Annotated in this window: 21 protein-coding genes and 2 tRNA genes; 10 read left to right on the plus strand and 13 right to left on the minus strand. The window is 71.1% G+C overall.

Annotated elements, in window-relative coordinates; genetic code table 11:
- Positions 1-587 precede the first annotated feature (587 nt).
- Positions 588-803 (plus strand): hypothetical protein, encoded by a 216-nt coding sequence (locus RAN62_RS34720; protein ID WP_305789086.1) that lies wholly within the window; start codon positions 588-590, stop codon positions 801-803.
- Positions 804-925: 122 nt separating this feature from the next.
- Here the strand turns inward: RAN62_RS34720 and RAN62_RS34725 are convergent, their stop codons facing one another.
- The 6 genes from RAN62_RS34725 to RAN62_RS34750 form a co-directional block, all read right to left on the minus strand.
- Positions 926-1720, minus strand: coding sequence for a carbon-nitrogen hydrolase family protein (locus RAN62_RS34725; RefSeq protein WP_305789087.1), 795 nt, complete (start codon positions 1718-1720; stop codon positions 926-928).
- A gap of 89 nt (positions 1721-1809) precedes the next feature.
- Positions 1810-3102: an ATP-dependent Clp protease ATP-binding subunit ClpX gene (gene clpX, locus RAN62_RS34730; RefSeq protein ID WP_305789088.1), complete on the minus strand. Its 1293-nt coding sequence runs from the start codon at positions 3100-3102 to the stop codon at positions 1810-1812.
- 399 nt (positions 3103-3501) lie between these two features.
- Complete coding sequence (locus tag RAN62_RS34735) at positions 3502-4164, minus strand: ATP-dependent Clp protease proteolytic subunit (protein ID WP_305789089.1); 663 nt, start codon at positions 4162-4164, stop codon at positions 3502-3504.
- Positions 4165-4175: 11 nt separating this feature from the next.
- On the minus strand, positions 4176-4805 hold the full coding sequence (locus RAN62_RS34740) for an ATP-dependent Clp protease proteolytic subunit (protein WP_305789090.1): 630 nt from the start codon (positions 4803-4805) through the stop codon (positions 4176-4178).
- A gap of 195 nt (positions 4806-5000) precedes the next feature.
- Positions 5001-6347 (minus strand): trigger factor, encoded by a 1347-nt coding sequence (gene tig / locus RAN62_RS34745; protein WP_305789091.1) that lies wholly within the window; start codon positions 6345-6347, stop codon positions 5001-5003.
- A gap of 40 nt (positions 6348-6387) precedes the next feature.
- Positions 6388-6461: transfer RNA gene (locus RAN62_RS34750), tRNA-Pro, on the minus strand.
- A gap of 142 nt (positions 6462-6603) precedes the next feature.
- Between RAN62_RS34750 and RAN62_RS34755 the strand changes: the two genes are divergently transcribed.
- Positions 6604-6674: transfer RNA gene (locus RAN62_RS34755), tRNA-Gly, on the plus strand.
- 515 nt (positions 6675-7189) lie between these two features.
- Here RAN62_RS34755 and RAN62_RS34760 read toward each other — a convergent pair.
- Entirely contained in the window at positions 7190-8086 is an 897-nt protein-coding gene (locus RAN62_RS34760; RefSeq protein ID WP_305789092.1) for an SDR family oxidoreductase, read from the minus strand.
- A 123-nt stretch (positions 8087-8209) separates the two neighbouring features.
- On the opposite strand from RAN62_RS34760, the gene RAN62_RS34765 reads away from it, so the two are divergent.
- The 4 genes from RAN62_RS34765 to RAN62_RS34780 all read left to right on the plus strand — a co-directional run bounded on the left by RAN62_RS34765 (position 8210) and on the right by RAN62_RS34780 (position 10509).
- Positions 8210-9112: a glycosyltransferase family 2 protein gene (locus RAN62_RS34765; protein WP_305789093.1), complete on the plus strand. Its 903-nt coding sequence runs from the start codon at positions 8210-8212 to the stop codon at positions 9110-9112.
- Positions 9113-9162: 50 nt separating this feature from the next.
- Positions 9163-9552 (plus strand): lipopolysaccharide assembly protein LapA domain-containing protein, encoded by a 390-nt coding sequence (locus RAN62_RS34770; protein ID WP_305789094.1) that lies wholly within the window; start codon positions 9163-9165, stop codon positions 9550-9552.
- A gap of 118 nt (positions 9553-9670) precedes the next feature.
- Entirely contained in the window at positions 9671-9991 is a 321-nt protein-coding gene (locus RAN62_RS34775; protein WP_305789095.1) for an ArsR/SmtB family transcription factor, read from the plus strand.
- Complete coding sequence (locus RAN62_RS34780; protein WP_305789096.1) at positions 9988-10509, plus strand: SRPBCC domain-containing protein; 522 nt, start codon at positions 9988-9990, stop codon at positions 10507-10509. Before RAN62_RS34775 ends, RAN62_RS34780 begins: the two co-directional genes overlap by 4 nt.
- A 197-nt stretch (positions 10510-10706) precedes the next feature.
- Here the strand turns inward: RAN62_RS34780 and RAN62_RS34785 are convergent, their stop codons facing one another.
- Entirely contained in the window at positions 10707-11639 is a 933-nt protein-coding gene (locus RAN62_RS34785; RefSeq protein ID WP_305789097.1) for a DNA-directed RNA polymerase II, read from the minus strand.
- Positions 11640-11738: 99 nt separating this feature from the next.
- On the opposite strand from RAN62_RS34785, the gene RAN62_RS34790 reads away from it, so the two are divergent.
- Both RAN62_RS34790 and RAN62_RS41300 read left to right on the plus strand, forming a co-directional pair.
- On the plus strand, positions 11739-12983 hold the full coding sequence (locus tag RAN62_RS34790; protein WP_305789098.1) for a GNAT family N-acetyltransferase: 1245 nt from the start codon (positions 11739-11741) through the stop codon (positions 12981-12983).
- A gap of 299 nt (positions 12984-13282) precedes the next feature.
- Complete coding sequence (locus tag RAN62_RS41300; protein WP_369077232.1) at positions 13283-13624, plus strand: hypothetical protein; 342 nt, start codon at positions 13283-13285, stop codon at positions 13622-13624.
- Positions 13625-13711: 87 nt separating this feature from the next.
- Here the strand turns inward: RAN62_RS41300 and RAN62_RS34800 are convergent, their stop codons facing one another.
- From RAN62_RS34800 to RAN62_RS34815, 4 genes are all read right to left on the minus strand, one after another.
- Positions 13712-14185, minus strand: a complete 474-nt coding sequence (locus tag RAN62_RS34800) for a ribose-5-phosphate isomerase (protein ID WP_305789100.1) — start codon at positions 14183-14185, stop codon at positions 13712-13714.
- Positions 14186-14208: 23 nt separating this feature from the next.
- Entirely contained in the window at positions 14209-15117 is a 909-nt protein-coding gene (locus tag RAN62_RS34805; RefSeq protein ID WP_305789101.1) for an alpha/beta hydrolase, read from the minus strand.
- A complete protein-coding gene (locus tag RAN62_RS34810; RefSeq protein ID WP_305789102.1) occupies positions 15117-16304 on the minus strand; it encodes a DUF1015 family protein in 1188 nt (395 codons plus the stop codon). Before RAN62_RS34810 ends, RAN62_RS34805 begins: the two co-directional genes overlap by 1 nt.
- 75 nt (positions 16305-16379) lie before the next feature.
- Positions 16380-16583 (minus strand): hypothetical protein, encoded by a 204-nt coding sequence (locus RAN62_RS34815; RefSeq protein ID WP_305789103.1) that lies wholly within the window; start codon positions 16581-16583, stop codon positions 16380-16382.
- A 206-nt stretch (positions 16584-16789) separates the two neighbouring features.
- Here RAN62_RS34815 and pepN point away from each other — a divergent pair, with 206 nt between their 5' ends.
- The gene (gene pepN, locus RAN62_RS34820; RefSeq protein ID WP_305789104.1) at positions 16790-19348 is read left to right on the plus strand and encodes an aminopeptidase N; all 2559 of its coding nucleotides are present in this window, start codon (positions 16790-16792) and stop codon (positions 19346-19348) included.
- Between the two features lie 296 nt (positions 19349-19644).
- Positions 19645-20205: a Uma2 family endonuclease gene (locus RAN62_RS34825; protein WP_305789105.1), complete on the plus strand. Its 561-nt coding sequence runs from the start codon at positions 19645-19647 to the stop codon at positions 20203-20205.
- A 185-nt stretch (positions 20206-20390) separates the two neighbouring features.
- Here RAN62_RS34825 and RAN62_RS34830 read toward each other — a convergent pair whose 3' ends face one another.
- Positions 20391-20774 (minus strand): DUF5130 family protein, encoded by a 384-nt coding sequence (locus RAN62_RS34830; RefSeq protein WP_305789272.1) that lies wholly within the window; start codon positions 20772-20774, stop codon positions 20391-20393.
- Between the last annotated feature and the right edge of the window lie 7 nt (positions 20775-20781).

Below are 20781 nucleotides of genomic sequence, written 5' to 3' on the forward strand. Positions count from 1 at the left end.
TCTTTGGAAAAGCGTCCCGGCAACATAATGTTGCCAAAGGAATTCTAGCTTCCGAAGAAGCCAGGGAATTACTAATTTGGCACTGGCTTATCAAGCACCCTGTTGAGTTCTCAAAGAACAACCGCACACCGTTCGGAACTCCCAGTCAGGAGACCCGCTCGGGGCAACCGCCCAAACTTACCCGGTCGGCCCCGCAAGCGCAAGACCCAAGTTCTGCGCCGCACCGCCCGAGTTTTTCCGCGCCGAAGCCACCCTCACCGGGTGGATCGTGTCGGATGGTTTCGCAGGCCGCTCGGAGATCACTCGGTGATCCATCCGCTCGGTTCCCCGCGAACCCGGTAAACCTTACCCGGTCGTTCTCGTCGGCGCAAATCGTTTTCCGCTTCGCGTCAACCTCGCCCGGTGCCCCGCAGCGTAACGCTGCGGGAAGCCTGCCTCCGGCGACTCGGCAGATCGGCGACTTTCGTCCCCGTTCCTCCCGGTTCCCCGTGGGCAGAGAGAAAGTTACGTGGTCCCCCACCCGAAACGCAAATCGACACCCGTCCCGGTAACACGCGGGAGTCCCGCGGCGTGCCAGAGTGGCAGGCATGGCCGTTGACCACACGCACGCCGCGGATGCGTTCTTCGACCAGCTGATGCCGCTGTCTCAGCTGGTCATCGGCATCTTGGTGCTGGTCGCCGTCGTGGTCTCGGTGGTCCGCCTGGCCCAGCGCGGCCCGTCCCGGATGGGCGGCGCCATGCTTCTGGCCGCCGGCGCTGTGGTGTGCGTCGCTGTCGTCAGCTACCTGGTGCAGACCTACTGAGCAGGCCAGGTCACACAAGAAGCAGACCTACCGAGCGGGCCAGGCCATACAAGAAGCAGACCTACCGAGCGGGCCAGGTCACACAAGAAGCAGCGCGGGAAGACGGGAACGACCGACAACCACTAGAGCCGCCGGTTCGCCAAACTCGGCACAGTCGTCCGGATCTCCGCGACCCGCCCCAGATCAAGATCCGCGGTGACCACCCCCACGACATCCGGGGCCTGGGCGACCACCGTCCCCCACGGATCAATGATCATGCTGCGCCCGAAACACGTACGCCCGGGCTCGTGATCTCCGATCTGCCCGGCCGCCACCACGTAGCACTGGTTCTCGATCGCTCGCGCCCGCAGCAGCACCTCCCAATGATCCCGGCCGGTGTGCAGCATGAAGGCGGCCGGCACCACGAACACCTGGGCGCCGGCGACGGCCAGCTGCCGGTAGAGCTCCGGAAACCGCAGGTCGTAGCAGATCGACATGCCGACCGGCACCCCGTCCACCGCGGCGACGACCGTCGAGTCACCCGGCGCTACGGTGCGGGACTCCTGGTAGGAGACGCGCCCGGGGATCTCCACGTCGTACAGGTGGATCTTGCGGTAGGTCGCCACCAGCTCGCCCGCCGGACTGAACACCAGGGACGTGTTCCAGGTGCGCGACGGGTCGGGGCCGGCCTCGTGGAAGGAGCCCGCGTGCACCCAGATGCCGAGCTCCCGGGCCGCGTCCGCGAAGAAGGCAGCGAACTCCCCGTCGACCGGCTCCGGCTTCGGTGCGCCGGCGCCCGGGCCGAGATAGTCGACATATTCGGGCAGGACGGCGAGGGTTGCCCCGGCCGCGGCGGCCCGGCCCAGGAGATCCCGGGCCATGGCGAGATTGCTCGTACGGTCCTCGCGGGCATTCAGCTGACACACCGCAACACGCATGAGGCCACCCTACGACCGCGCAGGGGCCCGGAAACAGCACCACCGCCACGCGCGGACGCACGGGCGGTGGTGTCAGGGCAGAGGACGGCTCAGGCCGACTTCTCCTCGCGCTCGCGCCGGGGGCGCCGGCCGCCGAACTCGCGGGGCACGATCGTCGGGATGACGTTCTCCACGACAACCTCGCGGGTGATGACGACCCGGGCGGCGTCGGGGTTGCTGGGCACCTCGAACATCACGTTCTGGAGGACCTCCTCCATGATCGCGCGCAGGCCGCGGGCGCCGGTGCCCCGGAGCATGGCCTGGTCGGCGATCGCCTCGAGGGCGCCCTCGTCGAACTCCAGCTCCACACCGTCGAGCTCGAAGAGCCGCTGGTACTGCTTCACGTACGCGTTCCGCGGCTCGGTCAGGATCTTGATGAGCGCCTCGCGGTCGAGGTTGCGCACCGTGGTGATCACCGGGAGCCGGCCGATGAACTCGGGGATCAGCCCGAATTTCAGCATGTCCTCCGGCATGACCTTGCTGAAGATGTCGTCGGTGTTGCGCTCCGAGACCGAGCGGAGGTGGGCACCGAAGCCGACGCCGCTCTTGCCGACGCGCGACTCGATGATCCGGTCCAGCCCCGCGAAGGCACCGCCGACGATGAACAGCACGTTGGTGGTGTCGATCTGGATGAACTCCTGGTGGGGGTGCTTGCGTCCACCCTGCGGCGGGACGTTGGCGACCGTACCCTCCAGGATCTTCAGCAGGGCCTGCTGCACGCCCTCGCCGGAGACGTCCCGGGTGATCGACGGGTTCTCGCTCTTGCGGGCGATCTTGTCGACCTCGTCGATGTAGATGATGCCCTGCTCGGCCCGCTTCACGTCGTAGTCCGCGGCCTGGATGAGCTTCAGCAGGATGTTCTCGACGTCCTCACCGACATAGCCGGCCTCGGTCAGCGCCGTGGCGTCCGCGATGGCGAAGGGAACGTTGAGCATCCGGGCGAGCGTCTGCGCCAGGTGCGTCTTGCCGCAGCCCGTGGGGCCGATGAGCATGATGTTGGACTTGGCCACCTCGACGTCGCTGCCCGCGCCGGGCGCGCCGTTCGACTCGGCCTGGATCCGCTTGTAGTGGTTGTAGACGGCGACGGAGAGAGCCTTCTTGGCGTTCTCCTGCCCCACCACGTAGTTGTCCAGGAACTGGCAGATCTCCATCGGCTTGGGAAGCTCTTCCCACTTCACCTCGCCGGTCTCGGCCAGCTCCTCCTCGATGATCTCGTTGCAGAGGTCGATGCACTCGTCGCAGATGTAGACCCCGGGGCCCGCGATGAGCTTCTTGACCTGCTTCTGCGACTTTCCGCAGAACGAGCACTTCAGTAGGTCGCCACCGTCGCCGATCCGTGCCACCTACATACTCCCTGCGCTCATAGGCCGGCTCGCACCGGCCCCCGGCCTGAGGACGATCTTCCTCGTTGCCACATCATCGTCTTGCCCAGTTCATCGTCTGCCGACGTGCGTTACTGAGGTTGCCGACTCGACGTTACCCGCAAAAGGGCTGTTCTCCGACCCCCCAAAACGGGCGTGTCAGGGGCCAGTCAGTCTAGCTTGCGCCGTGGAGGGCTTCACAGCGCCCGCACTTGCTCCCACTGGACCAGAACACGGCTCCGGCCGGCGAGCGGTTCAACGGATCGGCGCCCTTCACCCGCGGCGGGCGTCCGCCACACCGTACCCCCGGAACGCCGACGGTGCCCGGACCGGAGCCCGGGCACCCGACGGACGACCAGCGGCGGCTGCCGCGAGCCTGGGTCAGCTGCCGACGCCGGCGGCCTGCAGGCTCTTCTTGCGGGTCGCGAGGACCGTGTCGACGATGCCGTAGTCCTTGGCCTCGGACGCCGTCATGATCTTGTCGCGGTCGATGTCCTTGCGGACCTTCTCGATGGCCTGACCGGTGTGCTTGGCGGTCAGCTCCTCGAGCTGGGTGCGCATGCGCAGGATCTCGCGGGCCTGGATCTCGATGTCCGAGCCCTGACCGTAGCCGCCCTCGGTGGCCGGCTGGTGGATGATGATCCGCGAGTGCGGGAGCGCCATGCGCTTGCCCGCCGTGCCGCCGGCCAGCAGGACCGCCGCCGCGCTGGCCGCCTGGCCCAGGCAGACCGTGCTGATGTCGGGGCGGATGTACTGCATGGTGTCGTAGATCGCCGTCATGGCCGTGAACGAGCCACCGGGCGAGTTGATGTACATGATGATGTCACGGTCCGGGTCGGCGCTCTCCAGCGTCAGCAGCTGGGCCATCACGTCGTTGGCCGACGCGTCGTCCACCTGCACGCCGAGGAAGATGATCCGGTCCTCGAACATCTTGTTGTACGGGTTCGACTCCTTCACGCCGTACGACGTGCGCTCGACGAACGAGGGCAGGACGTAGCGGTTGTGCACCGGTGCGAACCCGGGAGGCATCGTCAGGTCAGTCATAATTCAGCTCCTCAGTTCAGCGTTCCGGCGCCCTCGGGGACCTGCGTCGCCCCGGTGATCACCTTGTCGATGAAGCCGTAGTCCCTGGCCTCCTGCGCCGTGAACCAGCGGTCCCGGTCGGAGTCGGCTTCGATGGTGGCCTGATCCTGGCCGGTGTGGTGGGCCACCCGCTCCTGGAACATGCGCTTGGTGTAAAGCATCTGCTCCGCCTGGATGGCGATGTCGGCGGCGGTGCCACCCACGCCCCCGGACGGCTGGTGCATCATGATCCGCGCGTGCGGGAGGGCGTAGCGCTTGCCCGCCGTGCCGGCGCAGAGCAGCAGCTGGCCCATCGACGCCGCCATGCCCATCGCGACGGTGGAGACGTCGTTGTCGATGAACTGCATGGTGTCGTAGATCGCCATGCCGGAGTAGACGGAACCACCCGGCGAGTTGATCCAGAGGTTGATGTCGCGCTCCGGGTCCTCCGCGGAGAGCAGCAGCAGCTGGGCGCAGATGCGGTTGGCAACCTGATCGGTCACCTCACTGCCGAGGAAGATGATCCGCTCGCGCAGCAGGCGGTTGTAGACCGAGTCGTCCAGGTTGCCACTGAGGGAGTCACCACGCAGCGTGGGACTCGCAGGGATGTGCAGATCGGTCATGGCAGCCCTTCACAGCTGACTGTGTCGGCCGAGCTTCCGGCCGGCAGGTTGTCCGTCGTACGACCAACCTAACCGGTCCTTTGCGCATCAGCTTCCCGCTCGGGCAGGTGTTCGCTGACAGCGCACCAGGGGTCCGGCGCCGCCGCGGAAACGGCAGAGGCCGCCGCGTGGGAGCGGCGGCCTCGGCGCGAAACCTCAGTGGTTGTGACCGGCGTGGTCGTCGCTCGCCTCGCGCAGGTCGTCGAGGGTGAGGACGGTGCCCTCGGTGTCCTTCATCTCGACCTGCTCCATGACGCTGGCCAGCGCCTTGCCCCGGCGCACGTCGCCGAAGACGGCCGTGGCCGCACCCGACTGCACGAGCTGGTCGTAGTACTGCTGGGGCTGCATCTGGGCCCGCTGCGCCCGGTGCACGATCTCGTGCCCGAACTCGTCGTCGCTGACCTGGATGTCGTCGCGGTCGGCGATCGTGTCCAGCAGCAGCTGGATCTTGACGCCCTCGGTGGCGGCCTCGGTCAGCTCGGTGTCGATCTGCTCCTCGGTCTTCTCCTCGGAGGCGAGGTAGTCCTCGAGGGTCGCGCCGATCCGCTCCAGCTGGTCGGTCATGGCCTGCTTGCGGCCCTCGACCTCGTCCTTGACGATGCCCTCGGGCGCGGGGATCTCGGCCGCCTCGACGAGCTGCTTGAGCGCCTCGTCGCGGGCCGCGTAGATCTGCTCGACCTTCTTGACCTTGCCGAGCCGCTCCTTGAGGTCGGCCTTCAGCTCGTCGAGGGTGTCGAACTCGCTCGCCATCTGCGCGAACTCGTCGTTGATCTCGGGGAGCTGCTTGTCCTTGACCGAACGGACCTTGACCTCGACCTCGGCGTCACGGCCGGCGAAGTCGCCGCCCACGAGCTGCGTGGTGAAGGTCGTCTCGGCGTCGGCGGACAGGCCGACCAGGACCTCGTCGAGGCCCGGGAGCAGCTGCTTGCTGCCGACCTCGTGCGAGATGTTGGTGGCCGAGCCGCCCGGCACCTCCTCGCCGTCGACCGTCGCGCGCAGGTCGAGCTGGACGTAGTCGCCCTCCTCGGCCGCCCGCTCCACGGTCTTCAGCGTGGCGAACCGCTCCCGCAGACCGTTGATCTGCTCGTCGATCTCGTTGTCGCCGATCTCGACGGCCGGCACCTCGACCTTGATCGCCGACAGGTCCGGGATGGCGATCTCCGGGCGGACGTCGACCTCGGCCGTGAACTTCAGCGGCTCATTGTCGGCGAACTCGGTGATCTCCACCTCGGGCCGGCCCAGGGTCTTCACCTCGTGCTCACGAACCGCGGCCAGGATCTGCTGCGGGATCGCCTCCTGCACGGCCTCGTTGAGCACCGCGCCCCGGCCGACCCGCTGATCGATGACGGCCGACGGGATCTTGCCCTTGCGGAAGCCGGGGATCTGGATCTGAGAACCGATCTCGCGGTACGCCTTCTGCAGGCTGGGCTTCAGCTCGTCGAACGGCACCTCGATGGCCAGCCGCACCCGGGTCGGACTCAGAGTCTCGACGGTGCTCTTCACAGGCGTACTCCTTGGATGGATCTCTTCGTATAGGTGAAAGTCGGGGTGGCGGGATTTGAACCCACGGCCCCTCGCTCCCAAAGCGAGTGCGCTACCAAACTGCGCCACACCCCGGAGGCCGCAGGCTAGTGTATGCGGTCGGCCGCGTGGCGTGTGCCTCGGCGTCGCCCGATGCGCCACGCGGGGGAACCGGTTCGCCAACCGCGCGAAGATTCAGTAGTCTGGCGGCGGCCCCGGACACACACGCCAGGGCCACGCGGGCGTAGCTCAATGGTAGAGCCTCAGTCTTCCAAACTGATTACGCGAGTTCGATTCTCGTCGCCCGCTCGCAGGTGGCAGGCCCCTGTCCGCGGAGTGCGCGGACGGGGGCCTGCTCGCATTTTGCCGGGGGGCCGAGCCCCCCGCGCCCCCCACGGTGCGGTCGCTCACGGTTGGTGCGGCGAGACCCAGGGGCCGAGCCCCCGCGCCCCCACGGTGCGGTCACTCACGCTTGGTGCGGCGAGACCCAGAGGCCGAGCCCCCGCATCTCCACGGTGCGGTCACTCTCGGTGGGTGGGGCGAGACCCTGTGGATTCCGACACCGATTTGAGTACGCGTTTCGGGGCCGGCGCCACGGGAGGGGCCGGGTGGTCCGGCCCCAGTGGGTTGGGTGCGGCCGGCGCGGGGAGACCCAGGCGAAAGCGGGCGCGGGTGAAAGCGGCCGCAAGCGGGCGCGGGTCGGCGCGGGTGAAAGCGGCCGCAAGCGGGCGCGGGCGCGGGTGAAAGCGGGCGCGGGTGGGCGCGGGCGCGGGTGGGCGCGGGTGGGCTGGGTTGAGTGGCTCCGCAGCCGGGCGGGCCGGGGGTCAGCTGACGGGTTTGCCGCCGGTGATGCCTAGGACTTCGCCGGTTGTGTAGCTGGATTCGTTGCTGGCGAAGTAGACGTAGGCGGGGGCTAGTTCGGCGGGCTGGCCTGCTCGGGCCAGGGGGGTGTCGGCGCCGAAGGACTTCACTTTTTCCTCGGGCATGGTGGCGGGGATGAGGGGGGTCCAGATGGGGCCCGGGGCTACGGCGTTGACGCGGATGCCCTTGGAGGCGAGTTCTTCGGCCAGGGCCTTGGTGAAGGCGACGATGCCGCCCTTGGTGGTGGCGTAGTCGAGGAGGGCGTAGGAGGACTGGTAGGCCTGGATCGAGGCGGTGTTGATGATCGTGGCGCCGGGTGAGAGGTGGGGGACGGCGGCGCGGGAGAGCCAGAACATCGCGTAGAGGTTGGTCTTGAGGACGCGGTCGAACTGGTCGGTCGTGATGTCCTCGATGCCGCCGGGCTGGGCCATCTGGTAGGCGGCGTTGTTGACCAGGATGTCGATGCCGCCGAGGTCGGACACGGCGCGGTCGATGATGGCCTTGCAGTGGGACTCGTCGCGGATGTCGCCGGGGACCCGGACGGCCTTGCGACCCGCCTTCTCGATCAATTCCGCGGTCGAGGCGGCGTCCTCCTCTTCCTCGGGGAGGTAGGAGATGAGGACGTCGGCGCCTTCCCGGGCGTACGCGATGGCGACCGCGCGGCCGATGCCGGAGTCGCCGCCGGTGATGACCGCGCGGCGGCCCGTGAGCCGGCCACTGCCCCGATAGCTCTCCTCGCCGTGGTCGGGGCGGTCGGGCATGCTCCCGGTGATGCCGGGGTGGCCCTGGTCGCCGCCGTCGAGCTCGGGCTTCGGGTACTGGCTCCGCGGGTCCTGCCGCGTGTACTGGTCCTGGGTCATGGGAGAACGCTTGCCCGGGCGGGGCGCGACTAATCACTCACGCTGCGTGCACCTCGGCGACACGGGTGGGTGATGTGGCGGGGATAACTCCTTGGATCGGCCGCGTCCGGGAAACCGCGATCCGTGAGCGAGGCAGACATCGGCGTGGTAGTCATCACCTGGAACCGGCGCGACGAGGCGCTCGCGGCCGTGGAGCGGTTGTGCGCGCTCCCCGAGCGGCCGCCCGTGGTGGTCGTCGACAACGGCTCCACCGACGGCACGGCCGATGCCATCCGCGCCCGGTTCCCCGAGGTGGACGTCGTCGCCCTGGCCGACAATCTCGGAGCCGTCGGACGGACGGTGGGAGTGCGCCGGCTCGCGACGCCCTACGTGGCCTTCTGCGACGACGACACGTGGTGGGAGCCCGGGTCGCTGGAGCTGGCCGCCAAGCTGCTGGACGCGTACCCCCGGATCGCGGTCCTGAATGCCCGCATCCTCGTGGAGCCGTCCGGGATCGAGGACCCGGTGGTCGCGGAGCTGCGGGACTCCCCCGTGCCGGCGCCGCCGTGGTTGCCGGGGCCCGCGCTGGGCAGCTTCCTGGCGGGCGCGTCGGTCGTGCGGCGTGACGCCTATCTCGCGTGCGGCGGCTTCAGCCCGCGGCTGTGGCTGGGCGGCGAGGAAGAGCTGCTCGCCACCGATCTGCTGAGCGCGGGCTGGGAGCTCTGCTACAGCGAGGAGCTGGTGGTCCATCATCAGGCTTCCCGGGTACGCGACTCGCGCCTGCGCCGCCGCAACGGTCTCCGCAACACGTTGTGGTTCACGTGGTTGCGCCGCCCGTTCGGTCCCGCGATCCGCCGCACCGCCTTCCTCGCCCGGACCGTGCCCCGCGACCGGACCTCGGCCCTCGCCGCCTGGGACGCCGCGCGCAAGCTCCCGTGGCTCCTCCGCGAGCGCCGGCCCCGGCCCCGGCCCCGGAACGTCGAGCGCCGGCTCCGCCCCCTCGACGAGGCGCAGCGCCGCTCGAACGCGCGCAAGTACGTGGGCTGACCCGCGCGTTTCCGGCTTGGGACCGGGCGTTTCGCGGGAGAATGCGCACTATGTCGTACACCTCGGAGCAAGAGCCGTTCCCCGCGCCCGACCCCACGCGCAAGCCGGACTCGCCGCCGCTGCCGGACGAGCTGGCGCAGACGCTGGCCGGCCTCGGCCCCGCCGGTGACGCGCCCGCCGCCCGCAAGGCGCAGGTCCCGTGGACCCGGACGAGCGCTGTGTGGGCCGGCGTGTGGGCGGGGGTCGCGGTCCTCGTCCTGCTGATCATCTTCGTGGCGCAGAACACCGGCGGCGCGCGGATCAGCTTCCTGTGGATGGAGGGGCAGATCCCCCTGGCGCTCGCTCTGCTCATCGCGGGCGTGGCGGGGGCCGTGATCGCCATGGCCGTCGCCGCCGCGCGCATCATCCAGCTCCGCCGCCTGGTGCGCAAAGGCCGCTGACACAGCCCACCCCCGTCCGGACGGGTCTGATGCACGAAGGCCACTGACAAGCCCGCCCCACCCGGGCGGGCTTTTCCCGGCCTTGACATGTGACCTTTTGGTCACCTAACTTAACGTCATGGCAGACGACGACAGGGTGTTCAAGGCGCTGGCCGACCCCACCCGCCGCCTGCTGCTCGACCTGCTGTTCGCCCGGGAGGGCCGCACGCTCACCGAGCTCGAGTCCGAGGTGGCGATGACCCGCTTCGGCGTGGCCAAGCACCTGAAGGTGCTGGAGGAGGCCGGGCTCGTGGTCACCAGGCGGTCGGGCCGGGAGAAGTTGCACTTTCTCAACCCCGTGCCGATCCGGCTGATCCACGACAGGTGGATCGACAAGTACACCGAGCGTCACGTGACGGCGCTCGTCGATCTCAAGAAAGCACTGGAGGACGAGCCATGACCGAGCCGCTGACCACCCAGGTGTTCCGGGTCTGGATCCGGAGCACCCCCGAGAAGATCTGGACCGCGATCACCGACCCGGAGTGGACCGTCAAGTACGGCTACGCGGCGCCGGCGCACTTCGAGCTCAAGCCGGGCGGGTCCTACCAGTCGGTGCCGACGCAGGAGATGCGCGACTTCGCGAAGGAGAACAACTGGCCGATGCCCGACGTCATCGTCGACGGCGAGGTCATCGAGGCCGACCCGCCCCGGCTGCTCAAGCAGACCTGGCGCATGCTCATGGACCCGAGCACGGCGGCCGAGCCGTTCACGACGCTGACCTATCTGATCGAGGAGCTCAAGTCGCAGCCCGGCGTGTGCCGGCTGACGCTCACGCACGAGCTGACCGGGGCGCCGGCGACGTCGACGATGGTGGCGGGGTCGCCGCTGGACGAGGCCGGCGGCGGGGGCTGGGCGTGGGTGCTCAGCGATCTCAAGTCGCTGCTGGAGACCGGCACCGCGATGAACGGCCGCGGCTGACCCGGAAACGCCGACGGCGCACCGCGTGACACGGTGCGCCGTCGAGGCCGGGATCGAGCCGCGCCGCCCGGCCGGGCCGCCGAGCCGCGCCGCCGGAACGGGCGAAGCGGTCAAACCGGGTGACCAAGCCGGGCCGCCGGGCAGAGCGGCCGGGCCGGGCGGCCGGGTGGGGCGGCCGGGTGGAGCGGGCCGGGTTGTCAGGAGCCGAAGAGGCCGGTGACCCAGTGCACGGCGTCCATGACCCACTCGGTCTGCTGGAGGTGGGCGATGCCGACGCCGACGAGGAAGACGCCGGCGACGATGTGCGAGCCCTTGGCCGTGTGGCGCTCGCGGCCCAGCTGGCGCTCGAGCACGATCCGGCCGATCAGCCGGGACAGCGCGAAGACACCCACCGCCACCAGCAGCGCCACCACGAAGGTGATGATCGGCGAGGTGAAGTCGCCGGTGTTCGTGGAGATCGTCCAGATGCCCCAGCACACGAAGTCGAACAGCAGCCCGGCGAAGCTCCACTCCCCGCCCCGGCGCAGCTGGCTCAGGTGCCAGCCGAGCGGGCGCTGCGGGCGCGGGGCCTCGGCGCCGGGCCAGCCGGTGCCGGTGGGCTCGTGCTCGGCGACATTTTCCTGGGGCCGGGTGCGCGGGGTCACCGAGGCGCGCCCGCTCGAGAACGGCGACGGCGGAGCGGGCTGCTGCGGCGCGACGCCCGGATAGGCCCCACTGTTCGGCAGCGGCGCGGTGCCCTGATGACCGGCCCCCGGCAGCGGCGCGGTGCCCTGGTGCGGCGGCGCGCTGCCGGGCCGGATGGCGGTCGGATCGGCGGGCGCCCCACCGAAGCCGGGCGCGCGGCCGGGCACAGGCGCGCCGCCGGAAGCGGGAGCGCGCCCCGAGGTGGAGGCGCGCCCCGAGGTGGAGGCGCGCCCCGAGGTGGAGGCGCGACCCGACGTGGAGGCGCGGCCCGGGGCGGGAGCGCCACCGGACACGGGCGCGTCGGGCTGGGCGCCCCAGACGCGGGTCTTGTTCTGCTGCTGCGGGCCGGCGGGGCGCGGCGGCATGTCCGTCGTGGGCGGGTCGGCCCACGGGTCCTGCGGCGGCATGTCGAGCGTCCGCTCGGGCCACTGCGGTTGCTCCGGCATCATTCCCCTCCCCCGGCACGGCCGTGCGCCGCCCTGCATCGAGAGTAACGAGCCAACAAATCGCTCGCCGCCGCGCGCGCCGTCCGTTACACAAACAGCATGGATGCCTCCGACACAGTGATCAGGGCGGGCACCGCGCACGACTGGGACGCGATCTGCGAGCTGCTCACGGATCTCTTCCACGAGTCGTGGTCACAGGAAACCCGCGACGCCGAACAGTCGGTCTGGGAGCCGGAACGCTCCCTGGTCGCCGAGGACGGTGACGTGGTCGCCGGGCACGCGGCCGCGTACACGAGGGAATTGACCGTGCCCGGCGCGGTCGTCCCCGCCGCGCACATCTCCCTGGTCGGCGTCGCGCCGACCCATCGCCGCCGGGGGTTGCTCACCCGGATGATGCACCGCCAGCTGGGCGAGATCGCGGCCGCGGGGCGCGAGCCGATCGCCGTGCTGTGGGCCAGCGAGACCAAGATCTACCCCCGCTTCGGGTACGGGCACGCGGCCCAGCGCCTGCGGCTGAACATAGCCACGCCCGAGGTCCGCCTCCCCGCCGCCGATCCCGTCACGTCCGCCAAAGGGCGGCTCCGGGCGGTCGACCCGCGGACGGCGCACGCCACGTTCGCCGCCGTGCGCGACCAGCTGCGCCCCGGCCGGACGGGCTGGTCGAGCCGCGACGACACGTGGTGGAAATTCGTGCTGGCCGACGAGGAGTCGCAGCGCGACGGCGCCACCAAGTTGCACGGCGTCGTGCTCGAGACCCCGGAGGGCCCGGCCGGTTATGCGCTCTGGCGGGCCAAACGGGGCTGGACCGAGAAGGGCCCGGACGGCGTCGTCCACGTTCAGGAGCTCGTGGCAGCCGACCCGGAGACCTACCTCACACTCTGGCGCTACCTGCTCTCGATCGATCTGGTGCGGCGCGTGACGTACGGGATGGCCTCACTCGACGACCCGCTGTTCCACCTCGTCGACGAGCCACGCCGGCTGGGCGGGGAACTCGCCGACGCGCTGTGGATCCGAGTGATCGACGTGGCCGCCGCGCTGAGCGCCCGCCGCTATTCGGCGCCGCTCGACATGGTGCTGGAGGTCACGGACCGGCTGCTCGACACGAACCAGGGACGATGGCGCCTGACGGTCACCGAGGACGGGCGGGCGACGTGCACCCGGACGGACGCACCGGCGGACGTGGCTTGTGACGTGCTGGATCTCGGGGCCGCGTACCTGGGGGCGGTCTCGCTTGCCGCGCTCGCCGCCGCCGGGCGGGTGCGCGAGCTGACCCCGGGAGCCTTGCGGCGTACGGCGGCGGCCTTCCTGTGGCATCGCCTGCCGCAACCGGCCGAGGTGTTCTGAGTGGGCCCGGCGGCGGTAGGTTCGGCGGCATGGGCGATCCACCCGAACGCCGGCGCCGCCGCCTGCGTCCCCCCTCGGCGGCCAAGGCCGCGACCGCCGCGCGCCCCGACCAGCCCGGGACGACCCCGCCGGATCCGCCTGTGCCACCCGGCCCGGCCGGGCCGGACGTGGCAGCCACCCCTGCGCAACCCGATCAAGCCGGGGCCGGCGTGGTGACGGGGCCCGGCGAGATCGCGGCGGAGACCTCGCCCGTGCACGATCCGGAGGAGACGCCGGTGCCCAAGCCCGCGGCGCCGGCGGTGAAACCGGGCACGCAAGCCGGACGCCAGCCGGCGCGCCCGGCGCAGGGGAATCGGCCCGCAACACCGGCGGCGCAGGGAAATCGGCCCGGGGCGCAGCCGGGGCGGCAGGCGGCGCAGGGCACACGACCGGCCCCGGCCGCCGGGGCCGGCGGCGAGGACCAGGCCGAGCGCGGCCTGCGGGGCCTGGTCGGCTCGGGATCGTCGCAGGTCAGCGTCACCGCGGCGCTGCGGGCCCGGGACGCCGCCCGGCCCACCGACGAGGACATCGCCGCCGCCGAGGCCGGGCTGACGATCGTCCGCCGCAACTGGGTGCCCCGCGAGGACCTGCCCCGCCGCTGACCACCCCGTCGATCCGGGCCGCGCCGGACCCCGCGAAACGCCGGCCCGGGCCGGCGCCGGCCAAAAACCAGCGGGCCGCCGCGCCGGTCAGGAGGCGGGCAGCTCGGGCAGCTCGCGGCTCTGCTCGTACTCGGCGAGCTGGGCGATCCGGCGGGCGTGCCGCTCGTTGCCCGAGAACGGCGTGGTCAGGAACGCCTCGGCCATCGCGGACGCCTCGTCCAGGGTGTGCTGGCGGGCGCCGATGGCGAGGACGTTGGAGTCGTTGTGCTGACGGGCGAGCTGGGCGATCTCGACCTTCCAGGCCAGGGCCGAGCGGACCCCGGCGATCTTGTTGGCGGCGATCTGCTCGCCGTTGCCCGAGCCGCCGATGACGATGCCCAGGCTGCCCTCGTCGGCGACCACCTTGGCGCCGGTGTTGAGGCAGAACGCCGGGTAGTCGTCCTCGGGGTCGTAGACGTGGGGCCCGACGTCGACGACTTCGTACCCCTGCTTGGCGAGGTAGTTGACGAGGTGACTCTTCAGCTCGTAGCCGGCGTGGTCGGAACCGAGGTAGACGCGCATGCCAGAAGTCTGTCAAACCCCGATCAGAACGTCAGCGCGGCCCGCAGACTGACCGCGATCTGGTCGGCCGCGGCCCGGGCGGCGTCGAAGAGCGCGAGCTTGCGGGCGAACCCGTGGTTGACCCCCTGGTAGCGCACGTGCACGACCGGCACACCCGCGCTGAGCAGGGCATCCGCGTAGTCCGCGCCTTCGTCGCGCAGGGCGTCGTACTCGGCGGTGATGATCAGGGCCGGCGGCATGCCGGTGAGGTCCGCCACCGCCAGCGGCGCGACGTCGGGGCCGAACCGCGCGGCGGGAGAAGGGACGAAGGTCTCCCACGCCAGCTTCATCGCGGCACGGTCCAGCCCATAACTGCCGACCTCGTCGTACGACTCAGCGGCGAGCATCGGGTCGATCGCCGGATAGAGCAGCACCTGGTAGTCCACCGGGGTGGCCGCGTCGCGCTGCCGCCGAGCCACGACGGTCGCGAGCTGCCCGCCCGCACTGTCACCGCCGATGGCCAAGCGGGCAGGATCGATCCCCAACCCCGCCCCTTCCGTACGCACCCAGCGCACCACAGTCTCGGCATCCTCGAGCGCCGCGGGGTACGGGTGCTCGGGCGCCAGCCGATAGCCGACGCTCAGCACGGCACACCCCGACCGGTCCGCGATGCGACGGCACAAACGGTCCACGGTCTCGACGCTCCCGTAGCACCAGCCGCCCCCGTGCAAGTAGACGAGGACGGGGACGCCGGCGCGGCTCGCATAGAGCCGGCACGGCACCCCGTCCGCGTCCACGTCGACCACCACGGGCAGCGGGATCGCCGGACCGCACTCGGCCTCGACCGCCTCCTCCATCGCCCGGCGGACGGAGAGAAGCTGGTCGGCCGCCAGCACCTCGGCGGGCGGGCGCTCGCGCACCTGCCGGGCGGCGGCGACCTGGGGATGCAACATCAGAGCTGGGCCAGCACCAGGCCGCCGCGGGCCTTGGGCGTGAACCACGTGCTCTTGCGCGGCAGCTTCTGGCGCTCGAGGTTGACGGCGACGAAGTCGTCCACGGTCACCGGGGCGATGAGCACGGCCAGGTCGGCGCGGCCCGCGTCCACCTCGTCGCGCAGCCATCCGGCCGGGTAGTCGCCGCCGACGTAGGCGATGCGCTTGTCGCCCGGGTCGAGACCCAGGGCGCCCCGCAGCAGCACCCGCTCCACGAGCGCGTGGTCGAGGTTGTCGACGGCGGGCGCGCCCGGCTCCGCGGGGAGGCTGACGGAGTAGGACTTGCCGTGGGCGTACAGCTCGATGGTGCCCTTGGCCGGCACCTCCGCGGGGCGCGGCAGCGGATCGACCCGCGCCCCGGCCGCGGTGAGGCTCGTCACCAGGTCGTCGACCGGCACGCCGGAGATCAGGCGGTTGTAGGGCTGGATCGCCACCGAATCGGGCGTGGTCACGACGGCCAGGAAGCGCGGCAGGCCGCCGGTCTGCGCGGCCAGGCTGCGGTGATTGCCGTCGGCGACGACCAGCTCGCCACCCCCGGCCAGCGCGGTCAGCTCACGCTGCAGCGGCCCCTCGGGCACGACCCAGATCGCATGGGTACGCCCGGACTGGTCGACATCCGTCGCGGCCGGCTCGCCCGCGGCCTCCACGGCGGCGGCCAGCGCGGCGTGCAGCTCCTCACCCTTGCCGGTCTGCAGCAGCAGCACCGGCGACAGCAAGGTGCCCAGGGCCTCGGCGAGCGCCACCCGCTCGCGGACCTTGGCGATGAACACGTCCTCGTTGCGGATCACCAGCCCCGGCTCGTCGGCACTGGTGGAGATCTGGTCGGTGTCGACCATGGCCCAGAGCCCGAAGGCCGCGGGCTCGCCCGGCGCACTGATGCGGTAGAGCACCACCACGTCCGCGGCGGCGGCGTAACTGCCATCGGCCTGCTCCTGCGCGAGGCGGGCGGCGGCGTCGGGCAGGCAGTCCAGGAAGGCGCGGCCCACGGATCCGGGGGCCCGGTGGGGCATCTCGATGGCCAGCGCGCTGCGCGGGTTGTCGGCGATGATCTGAGTGATCTCGGCGTCGTCGGCGAACTCGTCGTAGTTCTGGGCTCCGGTGCCACCGGTGGTGATCCAGGCCCGGCTGATCGGGTGCACGACCGTCATGGGGCGAACGGTACCCAGGCCGTCCCACCGCCGGTCGGACGACCCCGGGCCGTCCCACCTGTCAGGTTCGGGTCGTCAGATCGAGCGGCGGCGGGCGTACCCGGAGGCCGAAGGCATGTTCTTGCGCAGGCGGGCCTCGCGGGCGCGGCGGCGCGGGTCGACCGGCTCGGTGGCCGGGAAGGTGCTGACGGTCACCGGCGGCGCGACCATGGCGGCCACGTCGGCGGGCAGCTCGTCCCAGGACCCGCGGTGCACAGCGATGGCGTCGGTCTCGCGCATGGTTTTCTCCGATCGGGTGACTGTTCTCACTCTTCATCCAACGGCCGACGGGCGGCGGATGTGACTGTTTCGGCCGAAGAGACCGCGATGGTGATCTGCCCAACCGCACCACGAGTGCGAACTTCGCTCGATGACCACATAGGGTGGCCTGGAGAGCGCTTGGCGCCGGGGCGGCGCCGCCCCGGCCGTCGTGGAGGAGAGTGATCGTGGCCGGAGTTCGTAACCTGACCCAGGTCGAGGCCGCCGAGCGGGCCCGCCTGCTCGAGGTGACGGGGTACGACATCGCCCTGGATCTGACCGACGGGTCGGGCAAGCCGGGCGACGGCACGTTCCGGTCCGTCACCGAGGTCACGTTCCGCTGCGCCGAGCCCGGCGCGACGACGTTCATCGAGGTGGCCGCGGCGTCCGTGCGCTCGGCCGTGCTCAACGACACCCCGGTCGACCTGTCCGGCTGGTCCGCCGAGAAGGGCCTGGCGCTGACCGGGCTCGCCGCGGAGAACAAGCTCGTCGTCGACGCCGACTTCCACTACTCCGCCAGCGGGCAGGGCCTGCAGCGCAGCGTGGACCCGGTCGACTCCGAGGTCTACCTCTACAGCCAGTTCGAGACGGCCGACGCGCAGCGGGTCTACGCCGCGTTCGACCAGCCCGACCTCAAGAGCGTCTTCACCTGGCACGCCACCGTCCCGCAGCACTGGACCGTGGTCTCCAACATGCCCGAGGCGAGCACCGAGGCGGCTGCCGGCGGCGCCAAGACGGTGCACTTCGAGCAGTCGCCGACCATGAGCACCTACATCACGGCGCTCTGCGCGGGCCCGTACCACCAGGTGCGCGACAGCCACGACGGCATCGAGCTGGGCGTCTTCTGCCGGGCCTCGATGGCGCAATATCTGGACGCCGACGACCTGTTCCTGGTCACCAAGCAGGGCTTCGACTTCTTCCACGAGCAGTTCGGGGTGCGCTACCCGCTGCCGAAGTACGACCAGCTGTGGGTGCCCGACTTCAACGCCGGCGCCATGGAGAATTTCGGCTGCGTCACCCACGCCGAGGCGCACTACATCTTCCGCTCGCAGGTCACCGACTACGAGTACGAGCAGCGCGCCAACACGATCCTGCACGAGCTCGCCCACATGTGGTTCGGCGACCTCGTGACCATGCGCTGGTGGAACGACCTGTGGCTGAACGAGTCGTTCGCCGAGTGGGCCAGCCACTGGTGCAACACCCACGCGACCCGCTTCACCGACGCGTGGACCACCTTCCTGAGCATCCGGAAGAACTGGGGCTACCGGCAGGACCAGCTCTCCTCGACCCACCCCGTCTACTGCGAGATGCCGGACCTCGAGGCGGTCGAGGTCAACTTCGACGGCATCACGTACGCCAAGGGCGCCAGCGTGGTCAAGCAGCTGGTCGCCTATGTGGGGCTCGACGCGTTCCTGGCCGGCCTCCGAGCGTATTTCCAGCGGCACGCGTGGGGCAACGCCACCTTCGACGACCTGCTCAGCGAGCTGGAGACGGCGTCGGGACGCGAGCTGCGCAAGTTCGCCGCGCAGTGGCTGGAGACCGCGCAGGTCAACACGCTGCGCCCGGTCGTGACGGCCGGCTCCGACGGCACGTACGAGAACGTGATCGTGCGGCAGGAGGCGCCGGCGGCGTACCCGACGCTGCGCACCCACCGCATCGGCGTGGGCCTCTACGACCTCGAGGGCGACCGGCTGGTGCGCCGCGAGCGCCTCGAGGTCGACGTCACCGGCGAGGAGACGGCGATCCCCGAGCTGACCGGCAAGCCCGTCGCCGCGGTGCTGCTGCTCAACGACGACGACCTGACCTATGCGAAGCTGCGCCTCGACGAGCGCTCGATGGAGACGGTCGTGCGGCACATCGACGGGCTGGACTCGTCGCTGGCCCGCGCGCTGTGCTGGGCGGCCGCCTGGGACATGGTCCGCGACGCCGAGCTGTCGGCCCGCGACTATGTCGCGCTGGTCCGCACCGGCCTGCCCCGCGAGCAGGACATCAACCTCACCACGGCGACGCTGCGGCAGGCCACGACGGCCCTGGCCATGTACGCGGACCCGGCCTGGGCGCCCACCGGCTGGGCCCAGCTGGCCGAGACCGCCCGCGACGCCGTGGCGGCCGCCGAGCCGGGCAGCGGTTTCCAGCTCGCCTGGGCCCGGGCCTACATCGGTGCCGCCCGCGGCGAGGCCGACCTGGCGGTGCTGCGCGGCTGGCTCGAGGGCCGCGACGTGCCGGCGGGCCTGACCGTCGACACCGAGCTGCGCTGGTCGCTGCTGCAGGCGCTGTCGGCCCGCGGCGCGGCGGACCCGGCGGAGATCGACACCGAGCTGGCGGCGGACAAGACGGCCAGCGGCGAGCGCGAGGCGGCGCTGGCCCGGGCGCTCATCCCGACCGAGGAGAACAAGGCGGCCGTGTGGGCCCGGCTCACCGGCCCGGAGAAGCTGCCCAACTGGCTGCACCGGTCCCTGCTGCAGGGCTTCCAGTCGGCGAGCCAGGTCGAGCTGACGGCGCCCTACGCCGCGAAGTTCTTCGAGGTCGTCGACGACGTCTGGGCCGCCTCGGACAGCGAGCCGGCGCAGGAGTTCGTGATGCTCGGCTACCCGGCCTACCAGGTCAGCGCGGAGACCGTGGCGCTCACCGACGCGTGGCTGGCGGCCGAGGGGCACCCGGCGTCACTGCGGCGTCTGGTCGCCGAGGGCCGCGACGGGGTGCTGCGCGCCCTGCAGGCCCGGGCCAAGGACATCGCCTCGGCCTGATCGCCGGGCGTCGCCCTGGCCCGATCACCGGGCGTCGCCCTGATTCGATCGCCGGGCGTCGCCTCGGCTTGATCGTTTGCGACGGGACCCCCGTGCTGCTTCACACGCGGCGCGGGGGTTCTTGTCTGCGCAGGCTTTGTCGTTTTGTCCGCGCGGGCTTGTCATTTGTCAGTGCGGGCTTTGTCGGCGCCGGTTTTGTTTGCGCCAATCGTGGAAATCCGCGACTCGAAACGCGGCGGAAACAACTCTGTGTGAGTACGCTGGCACTCCGCGTTCGATGTCGATGGGGTGGTCGCGTGACGGTGGTGGGCCAGAGCATCGTGCGGCATCCCGCTCCGGACGGGCCGTGGACCGAGCCGGACCTGCACCACTTCGCCCAGGACGGGCACCGCTACGAGATCGTGGACGGCAGCCTGCACGTCACCCCGCCCCAGGAGCCGCCGCACGACACCGTCGTCGCCGCCCTGGTCGCCACGCTGCGGGCGGCCGCCCCGGAGGGCTGGTGGGTGTGCGACCGCCTCGGCGTGGCCCTGGGCGCGAGCAACCTGATCCCCGACGTGACGGTGCTGCGGCCGCACTCCTCGGGCTCGAGCTGGGCCGCGCCGGGCGACGTGGCGCTGGTGGTCGAGGTGGTGTCGGCGAGCACGCGGGCCTACGACGAGTTGCTCAAGCCGGCCCTCTACGCCCGGGCGGGCATAGGCTGCCTCTGGCGCGTCGTGCCGGGCGCCGATCCGGTCGTGCACGCGCTGGGGCTGGGCAACGCGGGCTACGAGCCCCTGCAGACGGCACAGGGCGCCGATCCGGTGCGGATCGACGCCCCTTTCCCGGTCCGGGTCGCGCCCGGAACCTGGGTGTAAAGCTTCGCCACTGCCGCCGAGGCGGCCTTTGCCGCCGGTCCGGCCTCGCTTCAACCGCGGCCGGCGTGGCCTTTGCGGCCGGTCCGACGCCTCGCCTCAGCTGCGGCCGGCGTGGCCTTTGCGGCCGGTCCGACGCCTCGCCTCGGCTGCGGCCGGCGTGGCCTTTGCCGCCGGACGGGCTGACGTCAGCTGCGGCCGGCGTGGCTGGACAGCTGGTCGAGGCCGGCCATCACGCCGCCGGCCAGGTCGCCGCCCGCGAAGGCCGCGGCCATCGAGAGGGCGGCCAGCTTGGCGTCGCGGTCGGAGATGCGCTTCTTGGCCAGCGAGCCGGTGACGATCTCGAGGACCCGCTGGTTGGGCGAGGCCGCCAGCAGGACCGCCAGGTCGTTGTTCTTGATCTGGGCGTGCAGGGCCTGGGCCGACTCGCGGGTCGGCTCGGCCAGCTCGCCCAGGTAGACGCTGAACGCCAGCCCGGTCTGCTCGTTGGCGGTGCGCAGCGCGTGGTCGAGGTGCAGCAGCTGGCGCGTCGTGAAGGGGCCCTCGAGGGCGGCGCGCTGCTCGGCGGACATCCCCAGC

The organism is Symbioplanes lichenis, assembly GCF_030709675.1.
GTDB classification, from domain to species: Bacteria; Actinomycetota; Actinomycetes; order Mycobacteriales; family Micromonosporaceae; genus Actinoplanes; species Actinoplanes lichenis.